This is a genomic window from Streptomyces sp. NRRL F-5126, from assembly GCF_000721265.1.
Lineage (GTDB): Bacteria > Actinomycetota > Actinomycetes > Streptomycetales > Streptomycetaceae > Streptomyces.
Window position 1 is genome coordinate 146,929 of the sequence record NZ_JOFZ01000009.1, and the last position, 21,279, is coordinate 168,207.

At 71.0% G+C, this 21,279-nt stretch carries 18 protein-coding genes and 1 tRNA gene; 10 read left to right on the forward strand and 9 right to left on the reverse strand.

Annotation, left to right across the window (positions count from 1 at the left end; translation table 11 throughout):
• The first annotated feature begins 62 nt into the window (after window positions 1–62).
• The gene (locus tag IH48_RS0120820) at window positions 63–716 is read left to right on the forward strand and encodes an FMN-dependent NADH-azoreductase (RefSeq protein ID WP_030906595.1); all 654 of its coding nucleotides are present in this window, start codon (window positions 63–65) and stop codon (window positions 714–716) included.
• Window positions 717–886: 170 nt separating this feature from the next.
• On the opposite strand, the gene IH48_RS0120825 is transcribed toward IH48_RS0120820, so the two are convergent.
• The gene (locus tag IH48_RS0120825; RefSeq protein WP_030906596.1) at window positions 887–1,534 is read right to left on the reverse strand and encodes a GNAT family N-acetyltransferase; all 648 of its coding nucleotides are present in this window, start codon (window positions 1,532–1,534) and stop codon (window positions 887–889) included.
• A gap of 270 nt (window positions 1,535–1,804) precedes the next feature.
• Between IH48_RS0120825 and IH48_RS0120830 the strand changes: the two genes are divergently transcribed.
• Both IH48_RS0120830 and IH48_RS34495 read left to right on the forward strand, forming a co-directional pair.
• A complete protein-coding gene (locus IH48_RS0120830) occupies window positions 1,805–2,542 on the forward strand; it encodes a hypothetical protein (RefSeq protein WP_158710333.1) in 738 nt (245 codons plus the stop codon).
• Between the two features lie 189 nt (window positions 2,543–2,731).
• Window positions 2,732–4,912, forward strand: a complete 2,181-nt coding sequence (locus IH48_RS34495) for a tetratricopeptide repeat protein (RefSeq protein WP_030906601.1) — start codon at window positions 2,732–2,734, stop codon at window positions 4,910–4,912.
• Between the two features lie 142 nt (window positions 4,913–5,054).
• On the opposite strand, the gene IH48_RS0120840 is transcribed toward IH48_RS34495, so the two are convergent.
• Window positions 5,055–5,522: an NUDIX hydrolase gene (locus tag IH48_RS0120840; protein ID WP_030906605.1), complete on the reverse strand. Its 468-nt coding sequence runs from the start codon at window positions 5,520–5,522 to the stop codon at window positions 5,055–5,057.
• A gap of 335 nt (window positions 5,523–5,857) precedes the next feature.
• On the opposite strand from IH48_RS0120840, the gene IH48_RS0120845 reads away from it, so the two are divergent.
• Window positions 5,858–6,271 carry an NUDIX hydrolase gene (locus tag IH48_RS0120845; RefSeq protein ID WP_030906608.1) on the forward strand — a complete coding sequence of 138 codons (414 nt, stop codon included), beginning with the start codon at window positions 5,858–5,860 and terminating at the stop codon, window positions 6,269–6,271.
• Window positions 6,272–6,415: 144 nt separating this feature from the next.
• Here IH48_RS0120845 and IH48_RS0120850 read toward each other — a convergent pair.
• Window positions 6,416–6,489 (reverse strand) — tRNA-Thr (locus IH48_RS0120850).
• A 430-nt stretch (window positions 6,490–6,919) separates the two neighbouring features.
• Here IH48_RS0120850 and IH48_RS0120855 point away from each other — a divergent pair.
• From IH48_RS0120855 to IH48_RS0120865, 3 genes are all read left to right on the forward strand, one after another.
• Window positions 6,920–8,044 (forward strand): ABC transporter ATP-binding protein, encoded by a 1,125-nt coding sequence (locus IH48_RS0120855; protein ID WP_030906609.1) that lies wholly within the window; start codon window positions 6,920–6,922, stop codon window positions 8,042–8,044.
• A gap of 179 nt (window positions 8,045–8,223) precedes the next feature.
• Window positions 8,224–8,646, forward strand: a complete 423-nt coding sequence (locus IH48_RS0120860; RefSeq protein WP_030906613.1) for a hypothetical protein — start codon at window positions 8,224–8,226, stop codon at window positions 8,644–8,646.
• 92 nt (window positions 8,647–8,738) lie between these two features.
• Window positions 8,739–9,470, forward strand: a complete 732-nt coding sequence (locus tag IH48_RS0120865; RefSeq protein WP_030906616.1) for a nucleotidyltransferase family protein — start codon at window positions 8,739–8,741, stop codon at window positions 9,468–9,470.
• A gap of 117 nt (window positions 9,471–9,587) precedes the next feature.
• Here the strand turns inward: IH48_RS0120865 and IH48_RS0120870 are convergent, their stop codons facing one another.
• Window positions 9,588–11,588, reverse strand: a complete 2,001-nt coding sequence (locus IH48_RS0120870) for a DoxX family protein (protein ID WP_234434326.1) — start codon at window positions 11,586–11,588, stop codon at window positions 9,588–9,590.
• Between the two features lie 396 nt (window positions 11,589–11,984).
• Here IH48_RS0120870 and IH48_RS0120875 point away from each other — a divergent pair, with 396 nt between their 5' ends.
• Both IH48_RS0120875 and IH48_RS0120880 read left to right on the forward strand, forming a co-directional pair.
• On the forward strand, window positions 11,985–12,824 hold the full coding sequence (locus IH48_RS0120875) for a sulfotransferase family protein (protein ID WP_234434327.1): 840 nt from the start codon (window positions 11,985–11,987) through the stop codon (window positions 12,822–12,824).
• On the forward strand, window positions 12,818–14,377 hold the full coding sequence (locus tag IH48_RS0120880; protein ID WP_030906625.1) for a glycosyltransferase family 2 protein: 1,560 nt from the start codon (window positions 12,818–12,820) through the stop codon (window positions 14,375–14,377). Before IH48_RS0120875 ends, IH48_RS0120880 begins: the two co-directional genes overlap by 7 nt.
• 457 nt (window positions 14,378–14,834) lie before the next feature.
• Here the strand turns inward: IH48_RS0120880 and rlmB are convergent, their stop codons facing one another.
• The 5 genes from rlmB to IH48_RS0120905 all read right to left on the reverse strand — a co-directional run bounded on the left by rlmB (window position 14,835) and on the right by IH48_RS0120905 (window position 19,826).
• Window positions 14,835–15,791 (reverse strand): 23S rRNA (guanosine(2251)-2'-O)-methyltransferase RlmB, encoded by a 957-nt coding sequence (rlmB, locus tag IH48_RS0120885; RefSeq protein WP_030906629.1) that lies wholly within the window; start codon window positions 15,789–15,791, stop codon window positions 14,835–14,837.
• 130 nt (window positions 15,792–15,921) lie between these two features.
• A complete protein-coding gene (gene cysS / locus IH48_RS0120890) occupies window positions 15,922–17,322 on the reverse strand; it encodes a cysteine--tRNA ligase (protein WP_030906631.1) in 1,401 nt (466 codons plus the stop codon).
• Between the two features lie 374 nt (window positions 17,323–17,696).
• On the reverse strand, window positions 17,697–18,182 hold the full coding sequence (ispF, locus tag IH48_RS0120895) for a 2-C-methyl-D-erythritol 2,4-cyclodiphosphate synthase (RefSeq protein WP_030906634.1): 486 nt from the start codon (window positions 18,180–18,182) through the stop codon (window positions 17,697–17,699).
• Window positions 18,172–18,918 carry a 2-C-methyl-D-erythritol 4-phosphate cytidylyltransferase gene (gene ispD, locus IH48_RS0120900; RefSeq protein WP_030906637.1) on the reverse strand — a complete coding sequence of 249 codons (747 nt, stop codon included), beginning with the start codon at window positions 18,916–18,918 and terminating at the stop codon, window positions 18,172–18,174. The genes ispF and ispD overlap by 11 nt, the downstream gene beginning before the upstream one ends.
• 425 nt (window positions 18,919–19,343) lie before the next feature.
• Entirely contained in the window at window positions 19,344–19,826 is a 483-nt protein-coding gene (locus tag IH48_RS0120905) for a CarD family transcriptional regulator (protein ID WP_030906640.1), read from the reverse strand.
• Window positions 19,827–20,525: 699 nt separating this feature from the next.
• Between IH48_RS0120905 and IH48_RS36330 the strand changes: the two genes are divergently transcribed.
• Window positions 20,526–21,200, forward strand: a complete 675-nt coding sequence (locus IH48_RS36330; protein ID WP_030906644.1) for a hypothetical protein — start codon at window positions 20,526–20,528, stop codon at window positions 21,198–21,200.
• Window positions 21,201–21,279 lie beyond the last annotated feature (79 nt).

Here is a 21,279-nt window from a genome sequence, read left to right on the forward strand (position 1 = left end):
TGTGCAACCGCACTACCAGTATGTAACGCCCTTCGGCAACCACTACGAAAGGGACCCAACCCATGTCGTACCTGCTGCACATCGACTCCTCCTCGCTCGGCAAGGCCTCCGTCTCGCGCCAGGTCGCGCAGTCCTTCCTCGACGGCTGGAGCGGCGACGTCGTGCACCGCGACCTGGCGGCCTCACCCGTGCCTCACCTCTCCGCGGCCGGCATCACGGCCCGCGCCACCGCCCCCGCCCACTACACGCCCGAAGAGGCCGAGGCGGCCGCGATACAGGACGCGTTGATCGAGGAGTTCCTCGGCGCGCGCGCCTATCTCTTCACCGTCCCGATGTACAACCTGACGATGCCGTCGGTGTTCAAGGCGTGGCTTGACCAGATCATGGTGTTCGGCCGCACCATGGACTTCGACGCCCCCGCGCCGACCGCCGGCCGTCCCGCCGTGGTGATCTCGGCGCGTGGCGGCGGCTACGGGCCCGGCGCACCCAAGCACGGCCTCGACTACGTCGTACCGACCCTCGAAGCCACGCTCGGCCGGGCCGACATGCTCGGCCTCGACGTCACCACCGTCATCCCCGAACTGACGATGGTGCCCCACGCCCCTGCCCTGGCCGCCCTGCTGCCGAAGCACGAGGCGTCCATGGCCGGCGCCCACGACCGTGCCCGCGAACTCGCCGCCGCGATCGCCGACGGCACGACGACCGCCGCCGCCTGAGCCCCGAACCGGCCGACCGGTCGACGACTCGAAGCCGACCGTGCAGCCGTCGGGGCCGGGCAGGATCCCGCGCAGAGGCTGCACGGTCACCGGTCACCGGTCACCGGTCACGGGTCACGGGTCACGGGTCACGGGTCGCGGGTCGCGGGTCGCGGGTCGCGGGTCGCGGGTCACCCCAGGCCGAACCAGGGCAGGCAGGCCGGCAGCCCTTCGACCCGCACCGGTACCGCTCGGTGCCGTTGACACCGTTCGGCGGTGAGGCGGAGCCTGCGCAGCACGGCGGGTTCGGCCCGCACCGCATGGCGTTCGATGCCGTCCTCCTGATAGCCGAGCTTGCGCGAGACCCCCAGCGACGCCGCGTTGTGCGCGTACGCCGCGGAAACCGCCTGCTGAGCACCGAGTCCGGCGAAGGCCAGATGGAGGACGGCCGCGCGCATCTCGGTCCCCAGGCCCTGGCGGTGGTGGACCCTCCCCAGCCAGGAGCCGGTGCACACCTCACGGAGGACCGGGAAGTCCCGGGCGGTAATGCCCTGCGTCCCCACGACGACACCGTCCCGCAGGACCGCGAGGTTCAGCTCCCAGTCCTCCTTCTGCCAAGCTCCCCAGCAGCGCCAGTGGTACTGGAGGACGCTCCGAGCACGCTCGTCGGGCGTGACGTCGGTCCAGGCCACGGTGAACGGCTGCACCGCCGGATCATGCACACCATCCGCGGCCAGCGCGGTCAAGTCGGCGAGATCGTCCAGGTTCGGCAGCCGCAGTTCGAGCCGAGGCGTGGTCAACCGCAGGCCCGCGAGCGGCCATTGGGTCAGCAGGGTCATAACCGTGGATCTTTCTCGTTCCCTGCCACCGCGGCCACTGGATTTCGACGAGAAGCGGCCCTCGGTGTCGCACTGCCGCCTCAGTCCTGCCTCAGGGGCGGGGGTGTTGGACAGGGTGACGCAGACACCTGGGGTCGTCGGGCTCGATGCCGAGTCGATGCGTCCCCGATCGCGCACATCAGCACGAGCCAACGTGAGCGCTGGGTGTTGAAGGCGCTTTCCGTGATCAGTACCGTCAATGTCCAACAGAGGGGCAGGGGAGATTCCGTGATGACACGTCACCCTCGTGCGTGGGGGCTGGGAGCCCGGACCTCGGCACGCGCGGTGCTGGCGGGTGTGGTTGGCGCGCTGGCCGGAGTCGTCGCGTACTCCATCAGCCGGACCGGCGGACAAACGCTCTCGATTGTCGTGGGCGGCCTGATAGGCATCGCGCTGGTGCTGGGAGCCGAGTTCTACCGCCGATCGGCTCAGCTGACCGAGGTGCAACTCACCCTGCCCGGGAGCGTGATGGTCTTCGCGGCCAACACGGACATGCGGCAAGCCGCTCTGAGAATGTTCTTCCAAGCGTCGACGCGAGTGGCCACTCGCCCACTCGACGACGGCAGCGGAAACCTCCGCGAAGCACTGACCTCCCTGAAGAAGCTTTTCGACCTGTACCGGGAACCCTTGGAATCCGGAGCCGCTCCGCCGCCACCCTCCAGAGGCGACTCCGTCCACGAGATCGTCCTCGACATCCTGAACTTCGAACTCGCTCCGTTCCTCTCGAAGTGGCACCCCCGGCTGAAAGCCTGGGAGACCGCTCAGGGACCGGAGGCGGACGAGGCGGCGTGGCCCGACAACGCCGCGTTCCGTGAGGACCTCAAAGACCTCCAGCGACAGCTGCGCCCCTACGTCATCGGCCTCGGCGAGATCGCCGGTGTCCGTGATCCGGAACGGCACCTGCGCCGCTCCCACTGGGGCCCGGATTCCGGGCCCCATCAGCACGAGACCGGACCCGACAGCCGTTGAGTCGGCCCGGCGGCACGCATGGGGATCTTGCGGTATGACGCATGATGAGGGTGTGACGACCATCTCCCCATACGCGGGCGCTGCCCACGCCGCATGGAAGCAGGCAAACAGCACCCCCCCCCCGCCTGCTTTCCGGGCTGAGCAGGTATGCCGGCGTTCGAGCGTGAGTCCGATCGGGGGGCGATGACCATGGCTCCCCCGGCAGCATCCAGTGCCGTTACCGCACCCGTCGCCGAGTGGGACGTGTTCCTGAGCTACAGCCGAACCGACGCCGACAAGGCCCGTGCTCTCGCCCACGCGCTGCGAAGTCAAGGACTGCGAGTGTTCCTCGACGACATGGCCGTCGACGACTTCGCGTCGATCACCAAGGCGATCACCGAAGCCCTCGCCCGCTCGAAGGCGCTCCTCGCTCTCTACTCCGCCGAGTACCCGCGTCGACGCGCCTGCCAGTGGGAGCTCACCTACGCGTACCTCGCCGGCCAGCGGGAAGGCGACCCTCGGCGCCGAATCCTCGTGGTCAACCCCGAGACTTCCGCTGCTCATGTCCATCCCGTGGAGCTCCGCGACGCCAGGCACTGGACCTGGCCCACCGCCCCGAACGTTCTCCAGTGCCTGACCGAGCAGGTGGGTGCGCATGTGAGGGCAATCGCATCACCGCTCGGCGCGGCCGGGCATCCAATGGACGGGCGCGAGGCATTGTCCTCGCCGTGGTTGCCCGCGCCGGCGAGGACGGGCTCGGCACGGTTCACCGACCGACTCGCGGAGCAGTGGCGCATCCACTCGGCACTCGTCCGCCACCGCGCCCCACTCGTCGCCCAGCCGGGCTCCGGCTCCGGCCGGACGGCACAGCTCCGCGGCATGCCCGGCATCGGCAAATCCGTACTGGCCCAGGAGTACGCTCTCCGCTTCGCCTCCGCGTTTCCAGGCGGAGTGTTCTGGTTCGATCTCCACCAGGCCCACGATTCACCCTCCCCGACGGCGCTTGACGTCTACGCGGAGCAGGTGGCGGACGTGTGCCACGCGCTGGACGTGGACCACACGCGCGACGCCTCCCTCGTACGGCTCCTCAGTCGGCTCGCGATCCACCTCGGCGAGCACGGAGCACCATGCCTGTGGGTCGTGGACGGTCTGCCCGATGGCCTGCCTGACGAGGAACTACAGCTCCTGCGCGGACCTCACCTGCTCGCTTCCACCCTGCTCACCACACGGTCCTTTCGGTACGGCACGTTCGCTGAGACCATCGACATCCCGCCCCTCTCCGACGCAGACGGGTACCGGCTTGTCACGTCGCGCCGCACTCCCGGCAGCGAGGTCGAGAAGGCGACAGCTCTTGCCCTCGTCCACGACGTAGGCGGCCACCCCTACGCATTGGACCTGCTCTCCGACCTGGCCGGTACGGAAAACTTCGCCGACCTCAGGAATCGGCTGCACGCCGCCGACTCCGACATCCTGGCCCCGCACGTTCCACTACGCAGCGGAAAACGGTCCGCCGGAGTCTCGCGGGTCCCCCTCGCCCCTACGCTCCTGGCCCACCCCTTGACCGGTAACGGACCGGCCGACGACGTCCTGCGCCTCTTCGCCCTCGCCTCTCCGGCTCCTCTGTCCCAGACAGTCCTGGAGAACGCCATCGCCTCGGTCAATCCTTACGACCCGTGGGAAGCCGGTCCCGCTGTCTCCGACTCCATCGCCACACTTCTGGGCTCCGGCGCCCTCCTACCCGCCTCCGCCGCTCAACGGTCGTGGACCGTACACGCACTGGTAGCACGAGCAGTGCGCAGACATGACGAGGACACCGCCCGCCAAGAGGACCTACGGCAAGTCCTCCTGCACACCCTGGCGACCCCCCTTGCCCAAAGCTCCCGCGACGGAGTGCCGCGCCAACCAGTCCTCGCGGCCTCGCCACCACTCGACCTGCCTCCCTCCGGCCCCAGCCCCGTGGAGCGGGCCGCAGCGTTCGACCTCCAGGTGGAGCTGGTCACCCGCGTCGGCGTCCAACCGCTCGGCGCCGGCGAAGGCTCACTGCGCGAGGCGCTCACGTCCTTGCACACCCTCTTCGCCACAACGCGAGAGGTACTGCACCGAGTCGCGGCAGATTCCCCGCCACCAATCGCGCTCCCCCGCATCGCGCTTGTGCTGAGCAACCAGCATCTACGCCCTTTCCTCGCGACATGGCATGCGGCACTCCGCGATCACGAGGACACTCGCCCGCCTGGACGCAGCGCTATCGAACACGAACGGCTCTGGCCCAGAGCCGCCGAAATGCGGACACAGCTCGCCGACCTGAAGGCACCCCTGTCCTCGACGGCCAAAGAACTGGCCACACTCTGCGGCATTGACCTGCTACGCGCAGTCGGCCCGGATGAGCCCTGAAACGCGGCCCGTCCTTCACGATGCGTCGTATTCGCTTCGCAACCGGAGGCTGGGGAACCTGCTTGGGCCGATATGCACACAGCCGATTAGTACCCGCTCCTTCCTCGTGTCCATCGAAAGGATCAGGGGCGGTCCTGGCGGCTCACCCCAGGTAGGGGTAGGTGCCTGCCAGGTAGTCGCCGATCTGCTGGCGCATGCTCGTATGGATGTCGTACTGATCGAGGTCGGCGGGCTGGACGAAGCGGACGCCGTCTGCTTCGTCGTTGACCGTGGGTTCGCCGCCCACGGGGCTCCCGATGTACGTGTTCTCGTACTGCTGACGGATCTCGCCGTCCGTGTAGGCGACGATGTGGTGCGGGTTGGTGTAGACACCCAGGAAACCGGTGATCTTCGCGACGATGCCCGTCTCCTCCTCGCACTCCCGCACGGCGCATTCGGCCGCTGTCTCGCCGATGTCCTGGGCTCCGCCGGGCAGCGCCCACTGGCCGGTGTCGCGGCGGCGCTGGAGGAGGATCGCCCCGGTCTCGTCGACGACGAGCAGGTTGCTCGCGGGGATCAGGGTGTTGGCCTTCGGGGCGGCCGGGTCGTGGTAGTACTCAGTCCTGCCCATGGGCGCCGGTCCTCTTCTCATCTGGTTTACAGGACCAGTCATGGCTCGCATAGCGTCGATGCTCAGAGCTCAGGCTTCGAACACCCGCTATTGCCTGGTCTGTTGGGGTGATGCAGGCGAACGCCCGAGCCCATTATCAGCAACCGTGCCGTCCCATATCAGCAAATAACCGAATGGCGCCCTTACGGTGGCTCCTCGCCGGACCTACTGTGCATCTACCCTCATGGCGACACCGGGGTTCTCGGCGGCACTGCCACCGACGGGGAAGGGAGCCTGGGCCCCGACGACAAGTCGGCGACCGGAATCCTCACTCGGTTGCCGCCAGAGGAGCAGACGTGACGCAACAGAACGCGGAGAAGAAACCGAGCGTCGCTGCCGCTGTCATCATCCACGACGGACGGGTACTGCTGGTGCGGCGTCGAGTGAGCGAGGGGCAGCTCTCCTGGCAGTTCCCTGCCGGCAAGGTTGAACCCGGTGAAAGCCGCGAGCAGGCCGCCGTGCGCGAGACGCGGGAGGAGACCGGCTTGGCCGTGTCGGCTGTAAAGCTGCTTGGTGAGCGCCTCCACCCGAACACAGGGCGGCTGATGTCGTACACCGCATGCGAGGTGATCAGCGGCACTGCACACGTCGCAAGCACCATGGAGATCGCCGAACTGGCCTGGGTAGCCCACGCCGATATCCAGCAGTATGTGCCGTACGGACTGTTCGAGTCTGTACAGGACTATCTGGACGCGGCCCTTCCATCCTGACCGGCGTGAAGGCTTGTGGGTGGCTGCCCCGCCGCACGCGCATCGCTCACACAGGTGGCCCACGCCACCCCAGCCGCGTGGTCCGTCATGCTGCGAGCAACAGCAAGCCCCGGGCCACACGCTATGTGACCTGGGGTTTCGCGGAGCCCCCTGTCGGATTCGAACCGACGACCTACGCATTACAAGTGCGTTGCTCTGGCCATCTGAGCTAAGGAGGCATATCGGACACAGCGCACCGAGTCCAGCAGCGGGTCCACTGTACACAGCGCCCGGAACGTCCGGCCACGGGCTTCCGGGGCTCGCGGGGCCACGACCCCAGCCGTGTGTCGCGTGTGACGGGATGCGTTGTGCGCCGCCAACTGCGTGCGTGGCAGGCGTCGTTGGCCGGCGTGAGTGGTGCGTCTCGGCGGCCCTGCCGGGGCGCCGGCCGGGGCGGGGCGGGCGCGCCGCCCCGTGCGGGCGGGGCACCGGCCCGCGCGGGGCCGGGGATATCGGTTGCTCTGGACTACTGACAGATCCCGAAACGACAGGTACCGTCACCTCCAGTTCACCCAGGTGGACCAGACCTCTCTTCCACTTCCCGGTGGGAGATCCATTCCTTTACTCGGATCGTCCGGCACGTTCCTGCCGGTGAAGGGACATTTCGCCATGGCTACTGTCACGTTCGACAAGGCGACCCGCATCTACCCGGGTGGCACCAAGCCCGCCGTGGACCAGCTCGACATCGACATCACCGACGGCGAGTTCCTCGTCCTCGTCGGCCCCTCCGGCTGTGGCAAGTCCACCTCGCTGCGCATGCTCGCGGGCCTCGAGGACGTCAACGACGGCGCGATCCGGATCGGTGAGCGCGACGTCACGCACCTGCCGCCGAAGGACCGGGACATCGCCATGGTGTTCCAGAACTACGCGCTGTACCCGCACATGTCCGTCGCCGACAACATGGGCTTCGCCCTCAAGATCGCCGGCGTGAACAAGGCGGAGATCCGCAAGAAGGTCGAGGAGGCCGCGAAGATCCTCGACCTGTCGGACTACCTGGACCGCAAGCCGAAGGCGCTCTCCGGTGGTCAGCGCCAGCGCGTCGCGATGGGCCGTGCCATCGTCCGCGAGCCGCAGGTGTTCCTCATGGACGAGCCGCTGTCGAACCTCGACGCCAAGCTGCGCGTGTCCACGCGTACGCAGATCGCGTCGCTCCAGCGCCGCCTGGGCATCACCACGGTGTACGTCACGCACGACCAGGTCGAGGCCATGACGATGGGCGACCGCGTCGCGGTGCTCAAGGACGGCCTGCTCCAGCAGGTGGACTCGCCGCGCAACATGTACGACCGGCCGGCGAACCTCTTCGTCGCCGGCTTCATCGGCTCCCCCGCGATGAACCTGATCGAGGTGCCGATCACGGACGGCGGCGTGAAGTTCGGCAACAGCGTGGTGCCGGTGAACCGTGACGCGCTGAAGGCCGCCGCCGACAAGGGCGACAAAACGGTCACGGTCGGTGTCCGGCCCGAGCACTTCGACATCGGCGGCGAAGCCTCCGACGCGAAGAAGCTCTCGAAGGACGCGGACCCCGGCTTCGAGGTCGTCGTGAACGTCGTCGAGGAGACGGGCGCCGACGCCTTCGTCTTCGGCACGATCGACGTGAACGGCGAGAAGAAGGACCTGGTCATCCGCGGCAACAGCCGCGCGGTGCCGGAGAAGGGCGCGACGGTCAACGTCGTGCCGCGCGCGGGCGAGACCCACGTGTTCTCCTCCTCCACGGGCGAGCGCCTGAGCGACTGACCCTGGACGTACGGCCCTGTGGCCCCGTACCGCTGCTTGCGCGGACGGGGCCACATCGCTGTCCGCACGGGCGTCCAAGGGGCCCGCGTCAACGCGTAATTCGAAAAAAACCTTCGAACCATCGCCCGCGAGAGTGACTAAATGTCGCCATATCACTACCTCCCGCTACGCTCGCCCTCGTGACCCACTCAGCGCGGCGTATCGGCCGAACTCTCGCATTCGTACTGCCCGTCGTCCTGGTGCTGTCCGGGACCCTCGCGGTGGCCCGTGTCCCGTGGGCGACGAGCCCCGACACGCAGGCACTGACGGCGGCCTCCTCGAAGGCCGCGTCGGCCCCTGCCAAGTCCCGTACGCCCCAGGACATCCTCCGCGACAAGCTCCTCGTCGAGCTCCAGGAGAAGGACCCGGGGATCGCCCTCACGCACCTCCAGCGCGAGGTCGAGGCGCGCCCCTCGCTCGCCAAGCACTGCATGGCGATCGCCCGCGCCCTCGGCCGGGCCGCGGTCCAGCACTACGGCCCGACGCGTGCGCAGTCGTTCTCACGTCCCGTGTGCGACACGTCGTTCGCGTACGGGGTGTCCCAGCAGACCGCGGGCAGCTGAGCGCGCACGCGCCCGCATCCCGTCCAGCCGCGCCCCGGGCTGACCCCGCCGTCCCGTACTGACGCGCTGCCGCCCCGCATAGGGTGCTCGGCATGCATACGTTTCCGACGCAGGCGGTGGTCCTGGCGGGCGGCCAGGGTTCGCGGCTGCGCCCGTACACCGACGACCGCCCGAAGCCGATGGTCGAGATCCCGGGAACGGGGACCCCGATCATCGGCCATCAGCTGTCCTGGCTCGCCGCTGAGGGCGTGACGGACGCTGTCGTCTCCTGCGGCCATCTGGCGGAAGTCCTCCAGGAGTGGCTGGAGTCGGCGTCCGCGGAGCTGCCGCTGCGGGTCACGACGGTGGTCGAGCACGAGCCGCTCGGACGCGGCGGCGGGCTGAAGCACGCGGCGAAGCGGCTGCCCGCGCCCGGCGAGCCCTGGTACGCGACGAACGGCGACATCTGGACGCGGTTCTCCCTGCGCGAGATGGCCGCGTTCCACGCGGAGCGCGCCGCGACCGCGACCCTGGCCCTGGCGCGGCCCAGGATCCCGTGGGGGGCCGTCGAGACGGACGAGTTCGGCCACGTGCTGGACTTCATCGAGGCACCGCCGTCGCCGTACCTGATCAACGCCGGTGTGTACGTGTTCGCGTCGGACTTCACCGACCTGCTGCCGGACCTCGGCGACCACGAACGTACGACCTTCCCCGGCCTCGCGCGTGAACGGCGGCTGGCGGGCTTTCCGTTGCCGCAGGGCGCGTACTGGCGCGCCATCGACACGGCGAAGGACCTCACGGAGGCGGCGAAGGAGCTCGCGGCCGGGCGGAAACTCCCGCACTGAGTCGCTGGGACCTGAGGCGCTGAGGCGCTGAGGCGCTGAGGCGCTGAGGCGCTGAGGCGTACATCGGGGACGCACCCCATGGGCGCGTCCCCGATGTACGTCGTTACGGTGCCGGCCTCAGCCGAGCAGGCCGCCCAGCGGGCCGCCGCCGGAGGACGACCCTCCGGACGAGTCGCCGCCCGCGCCGCTGCCCGACGACGTCGGGCCGCCGGAGGACGACGACGAACCGCCGCTCGCCGTGGAGCCGCTCGTGGACGGCGCGGCGCCCTGGTTGCCCGCCCCTGACGGCGCCTGCTGCCGCTGCGTACGGGACGGGGCCTGCGCGCCGCCCGCGCTCTGGGTCTGCGTCGGCGAGCTGCCCTGCGTGGCGCCCGAGCCGCTGCCGCCCGTCGCGGCGGCGCCGGGGGTGTGGGCGGTTCCGTGGGTGCCGGCCGACGGGCCGTGCGAGTGGTGTGCGGACGGCGCCCCCGAAGGTGTGCCGCCCTTGCCGTGCGCGTCGGCACTGGGCGATCCTGACGCGCTGCCGTGACTGGTCGAGTCCTGCGGCAGCGGCTCGCCCGGGAGCTGGTTCACCGGCGCGTGGTTGGGCCCGGGGACGGTCACGACGCCGGAGGAGCGGACCGCGCCGCCGAGCACGGACCCGACGAGCATCGTCGTGCCGATGACGAGACCGGCGACGATGGTGCCCCTGCGCAGCACGTAGCGGCGCAGGTCGAGCAGGCTGGAGCGCGGGCCGAGCCTGCGCCAGGCGTCCCCCGCGAGCTTGCCGTCGACGGAGTAGACGGGGGCGCCGGCGATGATCAGCGGGGACCAGGCGGCCAGGTAGATGATGTCGGGCGCGTCGTACGCGGGGACGGTCTTCCAGCTGACGGTGACGAGCAGCGCGGCGGACAGCAGGGCGCCGAGCGAGGCGGCGACGCGCTGCCACAGGCCCAGGGCGGTCAGGACGCCGGCGACGATCTGCAGGAACGCGATGCTCAGGCCGGCACCGACGGGGTGGGACAGCGCGAAGTCGCGGAGCGGTTCCGCGAGGGCCCACGGGTGCAGCGAGTTCAGCCACTTGACCATGGAGCCGCGCTCACCGCCGTCGAAGTAGACGGGGTCGCAGAGCTTGCCCATGCCGGCGTAGACGGAGATCAGGCCGAGGAAGACGCGCAGGGGCAGCAGGACGACGCCGAGGTTCATCCGGCGGCCGGGGAAGTACGCGTGGCGGACAGCGCTCCCGCCGCGCGCGGCGCCCGTACGGACGCGGGCGCGTGAGCCGGTCTCGGTGAGCTCGTCGTCCTCGTCGTAGTCGTCGCCGCAGTCGGCGTATCCGGCGTAGTCGGCACGGTCGGTGTCTTCGTGGCCGGGACCGTCGGCGTAACGGGTGCGGTCGATGAGGTGGGTGGCGTCGTCCCCGTCGTCCTGGCCGCCGCCGTAGCGGGTGGTGCGCGGCTGGTCGTAAGCGCCGACGGCCTGCCTCATCGGGGGCAGGAGCGGCCCGTCGGAGCCGCCGCCGAGCACCGGGGTCGCCTGCGTCCTGTCGTCGACCTCGACGCGCGGGATGACCTGCGTGGCGCCCGCGTCGTAAGAGCCGCTCCCGTACGGGCCGCGCCTGTAGGAGCCCGTGTCGTAGGTGCCCGCGTCGTAGGAGCCCCTGTCGTACGCGCCGGTGTCGTAGGGGGCGGGGCGCTCGTGGCCACGGGGTGCGGGCGTGGCGGGCGTGGCGGCCGTCGTCGTGGCGTCGGCCGCGGCGGCGTCGGCCGAGGGGGCCGACACCGCACCGGAGTTGCGGACGGCCTGGAGGAGGCCGCTCGCGCCCGGGTCGCCCGGCTGCGACTTGCCGCTCCACACGACGGGCGCCTTGCGGCGCGCACCTCTCGCGGTGGCACCGCGCGCGGCCTCCGCACCGCCCATGGCGGGGATCCGCGCGGTCTCGGCCCCGCCCGCCCCGACCGGCAGACCACCGCGGGGCCCGGCCGCCCGGCGGGCGGCCGGGCGGCCGGGCGTCGCGAGCTTCACGCGGAAGCTCGCGTGGTTCACGATGACCTGCGCGGGATCGCTGTCCACCTTGAGCATGCTCAGGGGCGGCTGATCCTCGAACCCGGACCCGGGCGTTCTGGTGTCCACACTCATCTAACCGAGTGACCTGTCTTTAGGACACTGCCTTGACGAGCGGTATGTGTCCGAGACCCGTCAAGATCATCTATCACAGCAATGTGCCACAGCGGCCTCACAGCGACGAGTGTCGTATCGGATCGGTTGTCCGGGCGTCACTCTTCTCATGGAATTCTCATGTGGTGACCGGTCGCTCGTGAGGCCGCTCTCAGAAAGAGTGCCTAGAAATTGCCGAAAGACGGAGGGCTCTTGACCCGGAACTCTTGACCCGGCGCCGGGCCGGGGGGCGGCGGCCGGGCCGTGACTGCGGACGACGTGTGCGGGCCCGGGCCCAGGCCGGGTCAGGGCGGCCCGGGCCGGGCCTCCCGGGGCCCGCCCTCCGTGACATGTTCGTTCGTGAAGAAGGTGCGCACCATGCAGCCCAGCCAGACCGGAATGTGGGCGGTCGCCCGCAAGGCCCGCCGCAAGCTGGGCCGGGTGAAGGCTCGGGCGACGGGGCGGCCGGCGGCAGCGAGGGTGACGCCGAAGGGCAGCAGACTCGTCACGTCACCGGTTTTCGTGCTGTCGTCGGTGCGTTCGGGCTCGACGCTGCTGCGCGTGCTGCTCAACAGCCACCCGCTGATCCGCGCCCCGCACGAGATGCACCTGCGGACGCTGGAGGTGAAGCAGACGAAGGTGTACACCGAGAAGGCGATGAAGCAGCTCGGCCTCGACGGCGACGAGCTCGAACACCTCCTGTGGGACCGGATCCTGCACCGCGAGCTGTCGCACAGCGGCAAGGAGCTGATCGTCGACAAGACACCGGGCAACGCGCTCATCTGGCGCAGGCTGCACGAGGCCTGGCCGGACGCGCGCTTCGTGTTCCTGCTGCGCCACCCGGCGTCGATGGTCAGCTCGCTGATAAACGGGCGGCCCGACCGCGAGCTGGCGCAGACCGTCGCCGAGGTGAAGCAGTACGTGGACGCGGTGGAGGAGGCACGCGGCCAACTGCCGGGGCTCACGGTGCGCTACGAGGAACTGACCGAGAAGCCCACCGAAGTCACACAGGAGATCTGCGCGTTTCTCGGCGTGGAGTGGGACAGGCGCATGCTGAACTACGGAAAGCAGGAGCACGGCCCGTTCCAGGCGTTCATCGGCGACTGGAGCGACAACATCAAGTCGGGCAAGATCCAGCAGGCGCGGGAGTTGCCCAGGCCCGATGAGGTGCCGGACTCCTTGAAGGAGGTCACGCGCCACTGGGGATATGAATGCTGAGCAGTGAGAACGACCCGTCCGGCACGGCAGCCGCAGGCTCGCCGGAAGGCACGCCGGTGAAGGTCTCCGTGGTGGTCCCGGTCTACAACCCGGGTGCGGCGATGGACGAGTTGATCGCGTCGCTGCTGCGCCAGTCGATGCCTGCGGGCGAGTGGGAGGCCGTGTTCGTCGACGACGGTTCGACGGACGGCTCGGGCGACCGGCTCGACCGGCTCGCGGCGCAGCACCCCGGCTACATCAGGGTCGAGCACATCCCGAACTCCGGCTGGCCGTCCAGGCCGCGCAACATCGGCATCGACCTGGCGCGCGGCGAGTACGTGCAGTTCGCCGACCACGACGACTGGCTCGGCGACGAGGCGCTGCTGCGCATGTACGCCTACGGCCGGGAGAACGGCGCGGACGTCGTCGTCGGCAAGATGGCGGGCCGCGGCAGGAACGTGCCGCGCGAACTGTTCCGCCGCGACCGCCCCGACGCGAAGCTGTCGAAGGACCCGCTGATCGACAGCCTGACGCCGCACAAGATGTTCCGCCGCGAGTTCCTGCTGGAGCACGGGCTGAGGTTCCCCGAGGGGAAGCGGCGGCTCGAGGACCACGTGTTCGTGACGGCGGCGTACTTCGCGGCGAAGCGCGTCTCGGTGCTGTCCGACTACGTCTGCTACTTCCACGTCGCGCTGACGGACGCGTCCAACGCGGGGCTCAAGCGGTTCGACCCCGCGGGGTACTTCGGCAACCTCCGCGAGGCGCTGGACATCGTGGACGCCCACACCGACCCCGGCGCGCTGCGCGACCGGCTGCACCGGCGCTGGCTGCGGGTCGAGATGCTGGGGCGCCTGACGTCCGCGAAGCACCTGGCGGCGCCCGAGGAGTGGCGGCGCGCGTTCTTCCACGAGGTGCGCTCGGTACTGGTCGAACGGTTCGCGCCGGGCGTGGCCGCGGGGATGCCCGCGGCGCAGCGGGCGATGGTGTCACTGGTGGAGCAGGACCGGTTCGACGCGGTGCGGGAGCTGGCGCTGTGGGAGTCGGGCGTGCGCGCGAAGGCGACGGCCCGGGTGACGGGCCCGTCCCAGATCACGGTGGAGGGCGAACTGACCACCGCCGGCGGCGCGCCGATGACGTTCATGGCCGTGGACGGCAAGGACGTGCTGGCGCCGCCCGTCGACGGCATCCCGCCCGCGGCGCTCGACGTGACGAGCCGGGTGAAGTCGGCGCGTATGGACATCGTGGCACGGCGGCGCGGGGGCGGCGGCGAGGAGTTCTTCCTGCCGGGCGAGACGACGGTGACGCGCGTCCCGACCCCCGACGGAGGCTTCAGGCTGCGCCACAGGACGGTGGCGGGGCTGGCACCCGACACGCTGAACTCGGGCAGGAACGCGGGCCGTTGGGAGCTGAAGGCGCGCATCGCCAGCTGCGGCTGGCAGAAGGACACGGAGCTGGCCGTGTCGCTGACGATCGCGACGGACGGGGCGCCCCCTGTCCTGCGCAAGGGCTCGGGCACCCCGCTCATGACCCGCCTGAAGCGCAGGGCGCGCCGCCTGGCGGGCGGCAAGAGGTAGCCGCCCGGCGCCGCGCCGCGCCGTGGCGGCGCAGGCATCCGCGCCCCGGGCGCGCGGCGCTCCCGGCCGTCGGCACGCGAGCCTCGCGCTTCCGGGACACCGCCGAGGGCGCGGGCTGCGTTCACGGCCGCCGCCGAGGGCGCGGCCGTTGGCCGCGGGCCGGGGAGCCGCGGGCCCAGCGCCCACGGGTCCGCCTCTCGCTGCCCGGGCGGCGGTAGAGGCTCGGTTCGTGGTCCAGGCCCCCGCGGCCCGGGGCGGAACCCGCGGGGCAGGCCGCCTCCCGGGCCGGGCGGTCACGGTGGCCCCGCCTCCCGCGGGTTGCGAACCGGCGGGGGCGTCTCCCGGACCTGCGGTCCGGTCGGCGACGGGCGCCCGGGCGTGGCCCGCGAGGACGCCACCGGGCGCGGTCAGGCCCGCCGTGCGCGGCCCGGCGCCGGGCGGCTCGCGGCCGGCGGAGTCAGGCCGTGCGCTTGCGGGCCGTTTCGTAGAGCACGATGCCCGTCGCCACGCCCGCGTTGAGGGATTCGGCGCCGCCCGGCATCGGGATGCGCACCCTCAGGTCGCACGTCTCGCCGACCAGGCGCGACAGGCCCTTGCCCTCGCTGCCGATCACGATGGCCAGCGGGCCGTCGAGCGCCGCCACGTCCGCGATGTCGGCGTCGCCGTCCGCCGCGAGCCCGATGACCGTCAGGCCGGCCTTCTTGTACGCCTCAAGCGTGCGCGTCAGGTTCGTGGCGCGCGCCACCGGCGTGCGCGCGGCCGTGCCCGCCGAGGACTTCCAGGCGCCCGCCGTCATCCCGGCCGCGCGGCGCTCGGGCACGACCACGCCGTGGCCGCCGAACGCCGACACCGAGCGGACGACCGCGCCCAGGTTGCGGGGGTCGGTGATGCCGTCGAGCACGACGACCAGGGGCTCCTCGCCGTCGTCGTACGCGGCGGCCGCGAGGTCGTCCGGGTGCGCGTACTCGTAGGCGGGGATCTGGAGGACGAGGCCCTGGTGGTTGAGGCCGCCGGTGAGCCGGTCGAGTTCGGGCCTCGACGCCTCCATCAGGTGGATGCCGCCCCGGTCGGAGGCGAGCTTCAGCGCGTCACGCACCCGCTCGTCGTTGTCGATGTACTGCTGCACGTACAGGGTCGTCGCCGGCACACCGTCGCGCAGCGCCTCGAAGACGGGGTTGCGGCCCACGACCATCTCCGTGGAACCCTTGCCGCCTCGGCGCGCGCGCTGCGGGCGGCCCTGCTGCTGCCGGGCCTTCGCGTTGGCGATGCGGTTCTTCACATGGCCCTTACGGGCGGACGCGGGCGGCGTGGGGCCCTTGCCCTCGAGGCCGCGGCGCCGATTGCCGCCGCTGCCGACCTGCGCGCCCTTCTTCCCTGACGCGCGTCGGTTCCTGGGCTGGCTGTTCCCGGCCATGGTGTGTCTGCCTACCTGTATTCGTGGGTCGCGTATGCGTGGGTCGCGTGGCGCGCACCGTACGCCGGTGCGCCGTCGTGGTGCTCGTGGTGCCTCTCCAGGGTACGGAACGCACGGCACCCCGGGGACCTCAGCGCGCGCCGAGGCTCCACCGCGGTCCTGACGGGCTGTCCTCGATCACCAGGCCCGACTGCTGGAGCTGGTCCCTGATCGCGTCGGCCGTCGCCCAGTCCTTGCGGGATCGCGCCGCCTCGCGCTGGTCGAGTACGAGGCGCACGAGCGTGTCGACGGCGCCGTGCAGGTCGTCGCCGCGGTCGCTCTCGCCGGCCCACCGGGGGTCGAGCGGGTCGAGGCCGAGGACGCCGAGCATGGCCCGCACCTCCGCGAGCCGGGCGACGGCGCCCTCCTTGTCGTCGGCAGCGAGCGCGGAGTTGCCCTGCCTGACGGTGGTGTGGACGATCGCGAGCGCGCCGGGCACGCCGAGGTCGTCGTCCATCGCCGCGGCGAACGCGGGCGGCACCTCGGGCGCGGGCTCCACCGCTCCCCCGGCCTTCTCCACCACGCGCTGGACGAACCCCTCGATGCGCGCGAACGCGGACTCCGCCTCGCGGAGCGCCTCCTCGCTGTACTCGATCATCGAGCGGTAGTGCGGCGTGCCGAGGTAGTAGCGCAGCACGATGGGGCGCCAGCGCTTGACCATCTCGGAGACGAGGACGCTGTTGCCGAGCGACTTCGACATCTTCTCGCCGCTCATCGTGACCCACGCGTTGTGCACCCAGTACTGGGCGAAGTCGTCGCCGTACGACTTGGCCTGCGCGATCTCGTTCTCGTGGTGCGGGAAGACGAGGTCGAGGCCGCCGCCGTGGATGTCGAAGACGCGGCCGAGGTACTTGTGCGCCATCGCCGAGCACTCCAGGTGCCAGCCGGGCCTGCCGCGGCCCCAGGGCGTCTCCCAGTTCGGCTCGCCCGGCTTGACGGCCTTCCAGAGCGCGAAGTCGCGCGGGTCGCGCTTGCCGGTCTCGCCCTCGCCGGCGGGCTGGCGGAGCTCGTCCAGGTCCTGGTGGGACAGGCTCAGGTAGTCGGGGAACGACCGCACGTCGAAGTAGACGTTGCCGTCGGCGGCGTAGGCGTGGCCGTTGTCGATGAGGACTTGCATCATCTCGGTCATCTCCGGGATGTGCCCGGTCGCGCGCGGCTCGTAGGTGGGCGGGAGGCAGCCGAGGGCGTCGTAGCCCGCGTTGAAGGCGCGCTCGTTCTCGTACCCGATGGCCCACCAGGGGCGGTCCTGGTCGGCGGACTTCTGGATGATCTTGTCGTCGATGTCGGTGACGTTGCGCACGAACGTCACGTCGAGGCCGCGGTACTCGAACCAGCGGCGGAGGATGTCGAAGTTGAGGCCCGACCTGATGTGCCCGATGTGCGGGGCGGCCTGCACGGTGGCGCCGCACAGGTAGATCGAGACGCAGCCCGGCGTGAGCGGGGTGAAGTCACGGATCTGCCGGGCGCCGGTGTCGTACAGCCGAATAGTCACGGGGTTCAGAGTAGTGCGCGCGGGACGGTGCCCGGTGCGCGGTGACGCCTCGGGCGCCTGTCCTTGACGACACCCGCACCAATCGGCACGCGCCTCGCGGCCGCGAGCCCCGCGTGCGCGCCCCCGCCTGCGGCCGCGCTCCAGCCCAGGGCCCGCCACGCCCGGATCGGGCGCCCCACTGCGAGCGGCCACCCGCGGGGGTCGACGCGGCCCGGGCACACGGGCGCGACCCGAGGACGGACTCCCACAGCGTGCGGGCGCAGCCCGGGGCGGCGCGGCCGGGGCAGGCGTGGCCCGAGAACGGTCCGCCCCCGCGGCCCGGGGCGGGGCGGGCCCGGACCGGGCGTCGCGGGCACGGGCCTGCGGGCCGGGGGTCAGGCCGTGCGGGCCACCAGCGCCGTCGCGATCGCGGCGAGGCCCTCGCCCCGCCCCGTGAAGCCGAGCGCGTCCGACGTCGCGGCCGAGACGGACACCGGCGCGCCCGCCGCCTCGCTCAGTACCCTCTGCGCCTCGTCCCTGCGCTTGCCGATCTTGGGCCGTGGGCCGACGACCTGCACCGCGACGTTGCCGATGGCGAAGCCCGCCTCGCGCACGATGCGCGCGGCCTCCGCCAGCAGCGCGAGGCCCGACGCGCCGGACCACTCGGGGCGGCCGGTGCCGAAGTGGGCGCCGAGGTCGCCGATGCCCGCGGCGGAGAACAGGGCGTTGCACGCCGCGTGGGCGACGACGTCCGCGTCCGAGTGGCCCGCGAGGCCGGAGCCCTCGCCCTCCCAGAGCAGCCCCGCGCACCACAGGGGGCGGCCCTCCTCGAACGCGTGGATGTCGGTGCCGATGCCGACCTGCGGCAGCTCAGAACTCATCGTTCGCGCGCCTCCTCGCCAGGACGGATTCCGCCAGCACCAGGTCGAGCGGCCTGGTCACCTTGAACGCCTCCTCGTGGCCGGGCACGACCACCACGGGCGAGCCGAGCCGCTCGACCATGCCGGCGCAGTCGGTGGCGCCCTCGCCGGTGTGGCCGATCGTGTCGTGGGCGAGTTGCAGCACGCCGCGTTCGAACCCCTGCGGCGTCTGCACGGCCCGCAGCGTGGAACGGTCGGGTGTGGCGATCACCGGCTCGGGCACGCCGTCGCCGCGCGGCTCGACCTGCTTGACGGTGTCGGCGAGCGGCAGCGCCGGCACGACCGCCTGGGCCCCCGCCCGCACGGTCTCGACGACGGCGTCCACGACGTCGACGGGGACGAGGGGGCGCGCGGCATCGTGGACGAGGACCGTCGTGATGCCGTCCGGCAGTGCCTTCAGGCCGAGCGCGACCGACTCCTGGCGGGTGTCGCCGCCGGGCACGACGACGTAGTCGGTGCGGTCGGGCAGCGGATGCGCGTCGAGGAGGTTCTTGACCTCGGTCGCGCCGTCGGACGGTGCGACCACGACGACGAGTTCGACGGCCCGGGACGCCGCCATGGCGCGGACCGCGTGGATGAGCATGGGGGCGCCACCCAGCGCACGGAGCGCTTTGGGGGCGCCAGGGCCGAGCCGCACGCCACGGCCGGCGGCGGGGATCACGGCCGCTGTGCGGTGCGGACTGGCTTCGTCTGACATCGGGTGAACTCCGGCAGGTTTGTATCCGCGACCGACCTGGGTATGGCCTGAGCGTGCCGGGCGCGGCGCCTTGACCGGACCCTTCCGTGACCGATGGTCGAGATCCGCCGCGCCGCCGCTGTGTGTGGAGGCGGCCGGGCTCAAGAACTCTGGCGGGAGACGGAAACGGGGGATGTACACCGGGTGTCGGACGGGGATGGGGCGTACGGACATGCCGCGGCGCCCGACAACACGACGGTGACGACGATCCACGGCGGCGCGGCCCTCCCGTAGGGAAGGCACATCGCTCGTCGCGTCACGCCGCCGACCCGTCGGTCAACGGGCACCACGGCACTTCACTTCACTGCTTGTCGCGAGTCACCGCGCGCAGCACTCACGCACGCATGACACGCACACCGGCGGGCAGGCGGCACCGCGTGGTGCATTCAGGACGCGAGGACCTCGTCGAGCAGAGCCTCGGCCTTGTCTTCGTTGGTGTTCTCCGCGAGGGCGAGCTCGCTCACCAGGATCTGACGCGCCTTGGCGAGCATGCGCTTCTCGCCGGCGGACAGCCCGCGCTCGCGCTCACGACGCCACAGGTCACGCACGACTTCCGCGACCTTGATGACATCGCCGGAGGCGAGCTTCTCGAGATTTGCCTTGTAGCGACGGGACCAGTTCGTCGGCTCCTCGGCGTACGGTGCCCTGAGCACCTCGAAGACCTTGTCCAGCCCATCCTGACCGACCACATCGCGCACTCCGACGAACTCCGCATTGTCCGCCGGTACGCGCACTGTCAAGTCGCCCTGAGCGACCTTGAGCACCAAGTAGGTCTTGTCCACGCCTTTGATCTGGCGAGTTTCGATGGCCTCGATCAGCGCGGCCCCGTGATGGGGATAGACCACGGTGTCGCCAACCTTGAACGTCATGTGACAGGTACCCCTTCCGTGGCTATCCAGGGTAACACGAGAATGCCTTCATCTGAATGGCGTTTTCGCAGGTCAGGCCGCATCTCGGGGCTTGACAACAACCATGCGGACGTGCTGCACCCAGCTTATGGAAGTGGGTATTCGCAGGTCATGGGCGCTGCGCGGGCGCACGGAAACGCCCCGGGCGGGCGGCGCACAACACTCGCCAAAGCGGCCGAATGCCCGCTTTTGTCTGTTTCGTGACGGCAAAGTTTCCACACTGTGTTCGACTTTCGGTGATCCATACGGGTGGCACGGAGATCATGTCCGTCCGCCCCGTGACGCCTGCGGGAGTTGCGGCGTACGGGACGCCGGCGGCGCATGTGACGGGCAACCGGCGCCGAATTCGATCACCGCGCTCGCCACCCGCGGGAAATCGACGGAATTCAGTGCGCACGGGGAAGCGGCCGGGAACATCTGGAAAATCGATCACCCGGTTTATGCGGAGGCACCGGCGAACCGGGAGATCAGCGACCGGAGCGGGGCACCGGACGCCGGACGGGGCGGGTCGGGTGCGGGGCCGCGACAACGGGTCGGTAACCTGAGGCCGCTGAGGCAGCTTTAGCCCGCGCTTACGCATGGGCACGGACGCGACGGCCGCCTCCCGCACGAACCGCACCGCACGTCCCATCCCCGTACGTCCAAGGAGATGCCGCCGCCGTGAGCAGCAGCCTTCGACGCGGCTTCGCCGCGACTGCCCTTCTGTTCCCCCTCGCCGCGCTGGCCGCGTGCGGCGCGGGCACCACTGCGGAGACCAGCCAGATCGAGCCGGACAGCGCTGCCACCTCCGTGGGGGACATCAAGCTGCAGAACGTCACGGTGGTCACGCAGGCCAAGCCGGGCGCGGCCGGCCCTGCCGCCGTCACCGGCAAGATCTTCAACAACAGCAGGACGCCCCAGACCCTCCAGTCGATCCAGCTTCCCGGCACAAGCGCCGTCGTGAAGCTGTCGCCCGCCAAGGGCGCCGGCGCGGTGACGGTGCCCGCCAACGGCGCGGTGCAGCTCGGCGGCAAGGGCCAGGCGTCCGCGATGATCAAGAGCGGCCTCGCGACCACGAAGAACGGCAACGCCCAGAAGGTCGTCTTCACGCTCAGCAAGACCGGCGACATCGACGTGCGCGCCCTCGTCGTGCCGGCGACCGGCTACTACGGCAAGGTGGCCCCGTCGGCCAAGCCGACGCCCAGCGCCCCCGCGTCGCCCTCGGGCTCGCCCTCCTCGTCGGCCACGGGCTCCGCCACGCCGAACAGCTCCTCGTCGGCCACGGGCTCGACCTCGACGGGCGGATCGCCCTCGTCGTCGACGTCGGCCGGCGGCGGCTCCGGGATCACCGGCTGAGCCCCCGGACAACGGACACACGGGTGCCGCCGCGGCCCGATGCGGGCCGCGGCGGCACCCTGCCGTTGAGGACGGCCCA

Excerpts from the sequence above, each read along its gene's own strand:
- IH48_RS0120820 (WP_030906595.1), top strand. The coding sequence starts at position 63 with ATGTCGTACCTGCTGCACATCGACTCCTCCTCGCTCGGCAAGGCCTCC.
- IH48_RS0120825 (WP_030906596.1), bottom strand. The coding sequence starts at position 1,534 with ATGACCCTGCTGACCCAATGGCCGCTCGCGGGCCTGCGGTTGACCACG.
- IH48_RS0120830 (WP_158710333.1), top strand. The coding sequence starts at position 1,805 with ATGACACGTCACCCTCGTGCGTGGGGGCTGGGAGCCCGGACCTCGGCA.
- IH48_RS34495 (WP_030906601.1), top strand. The coding sequence starts at position 2,732 with ATGGCTCCCCCGGCAGCATCCAGTGCCGTTACCGCACCCGTCGCCGAG.
- IH48_RS0120840 (WP_030906605.1), bottom strand. The coding sequence starts at position 5,522 with ATGGGCAGGACTGAGTACTACCACGACCCGGCCGCCCCGAAGGCCAAC.
- IH48_RS0120855 (WP_030906609.1), top strand. The coding sequence starts at position 6,920 with ATGGCTACTGTCACGTTCGACAAGGCGACCCGCATCTACCCGGGTGGC.
- IH48_RS0120865 (WP_030906616.1), top strand. The coding sequence starts at position 8,739 with ATGCATACGTTTCCGACGCAGGCGGTGGTCCTGGCGGGCGGCCAGGGT.
- IH48_RS0120870 (WP_234434326.1), bottom strand. The coding sequence starts at position 11,588 with ATGAGTGTGGACACCAGAACGCCCGGGTCCGGGTTCGAGGATCAGCCG.
- IH48_RS0120875 (WP_234434327.1), top strand. The coding sequence starts at position 11,985 with ATGCAGCCCAGCCAGACCGGAATGTGGGCGGTCGCCCGCAAGGCCCGC.
- IH48_RS0120880 (WP_030906625.1), top strand. The coding sequence starts at position 12,818 with ATGCTGAGCAGTGAGAACGACCCGTCCGGCACGGCAGCCGCAGGCTCG.
- rlmB (WP_030906629.1), bottom strand. The coding sequence starts at position 15,791 with ATGGCCGGGAACAGCCAGCCCAGGAACCGACGCGCGTCAGGGAAGAAG.
- ispF (WP_030906634.1), bottom strand. The coding sequence starts at position 18,182 with ATGAGTTCTGAGCTGCCGCAGGTCGGCATCGGCACCGACATCCACGCG.
- ispD (WP_030906637.1), bottom strand. The coding sequence starts at position 18,918 with ATGTCAGACGAAGCCAGTCCGCACCGCACAGCGGCCGTGATCCCCGCC.
- IH48_RS0120905 (WP_030906640.1), bottom strand. The coding sequence starts at position 19,826 with ATGACGTTCAAGGTTGGCGACACCGTGGTCTATCCCCATCACGGGGCC.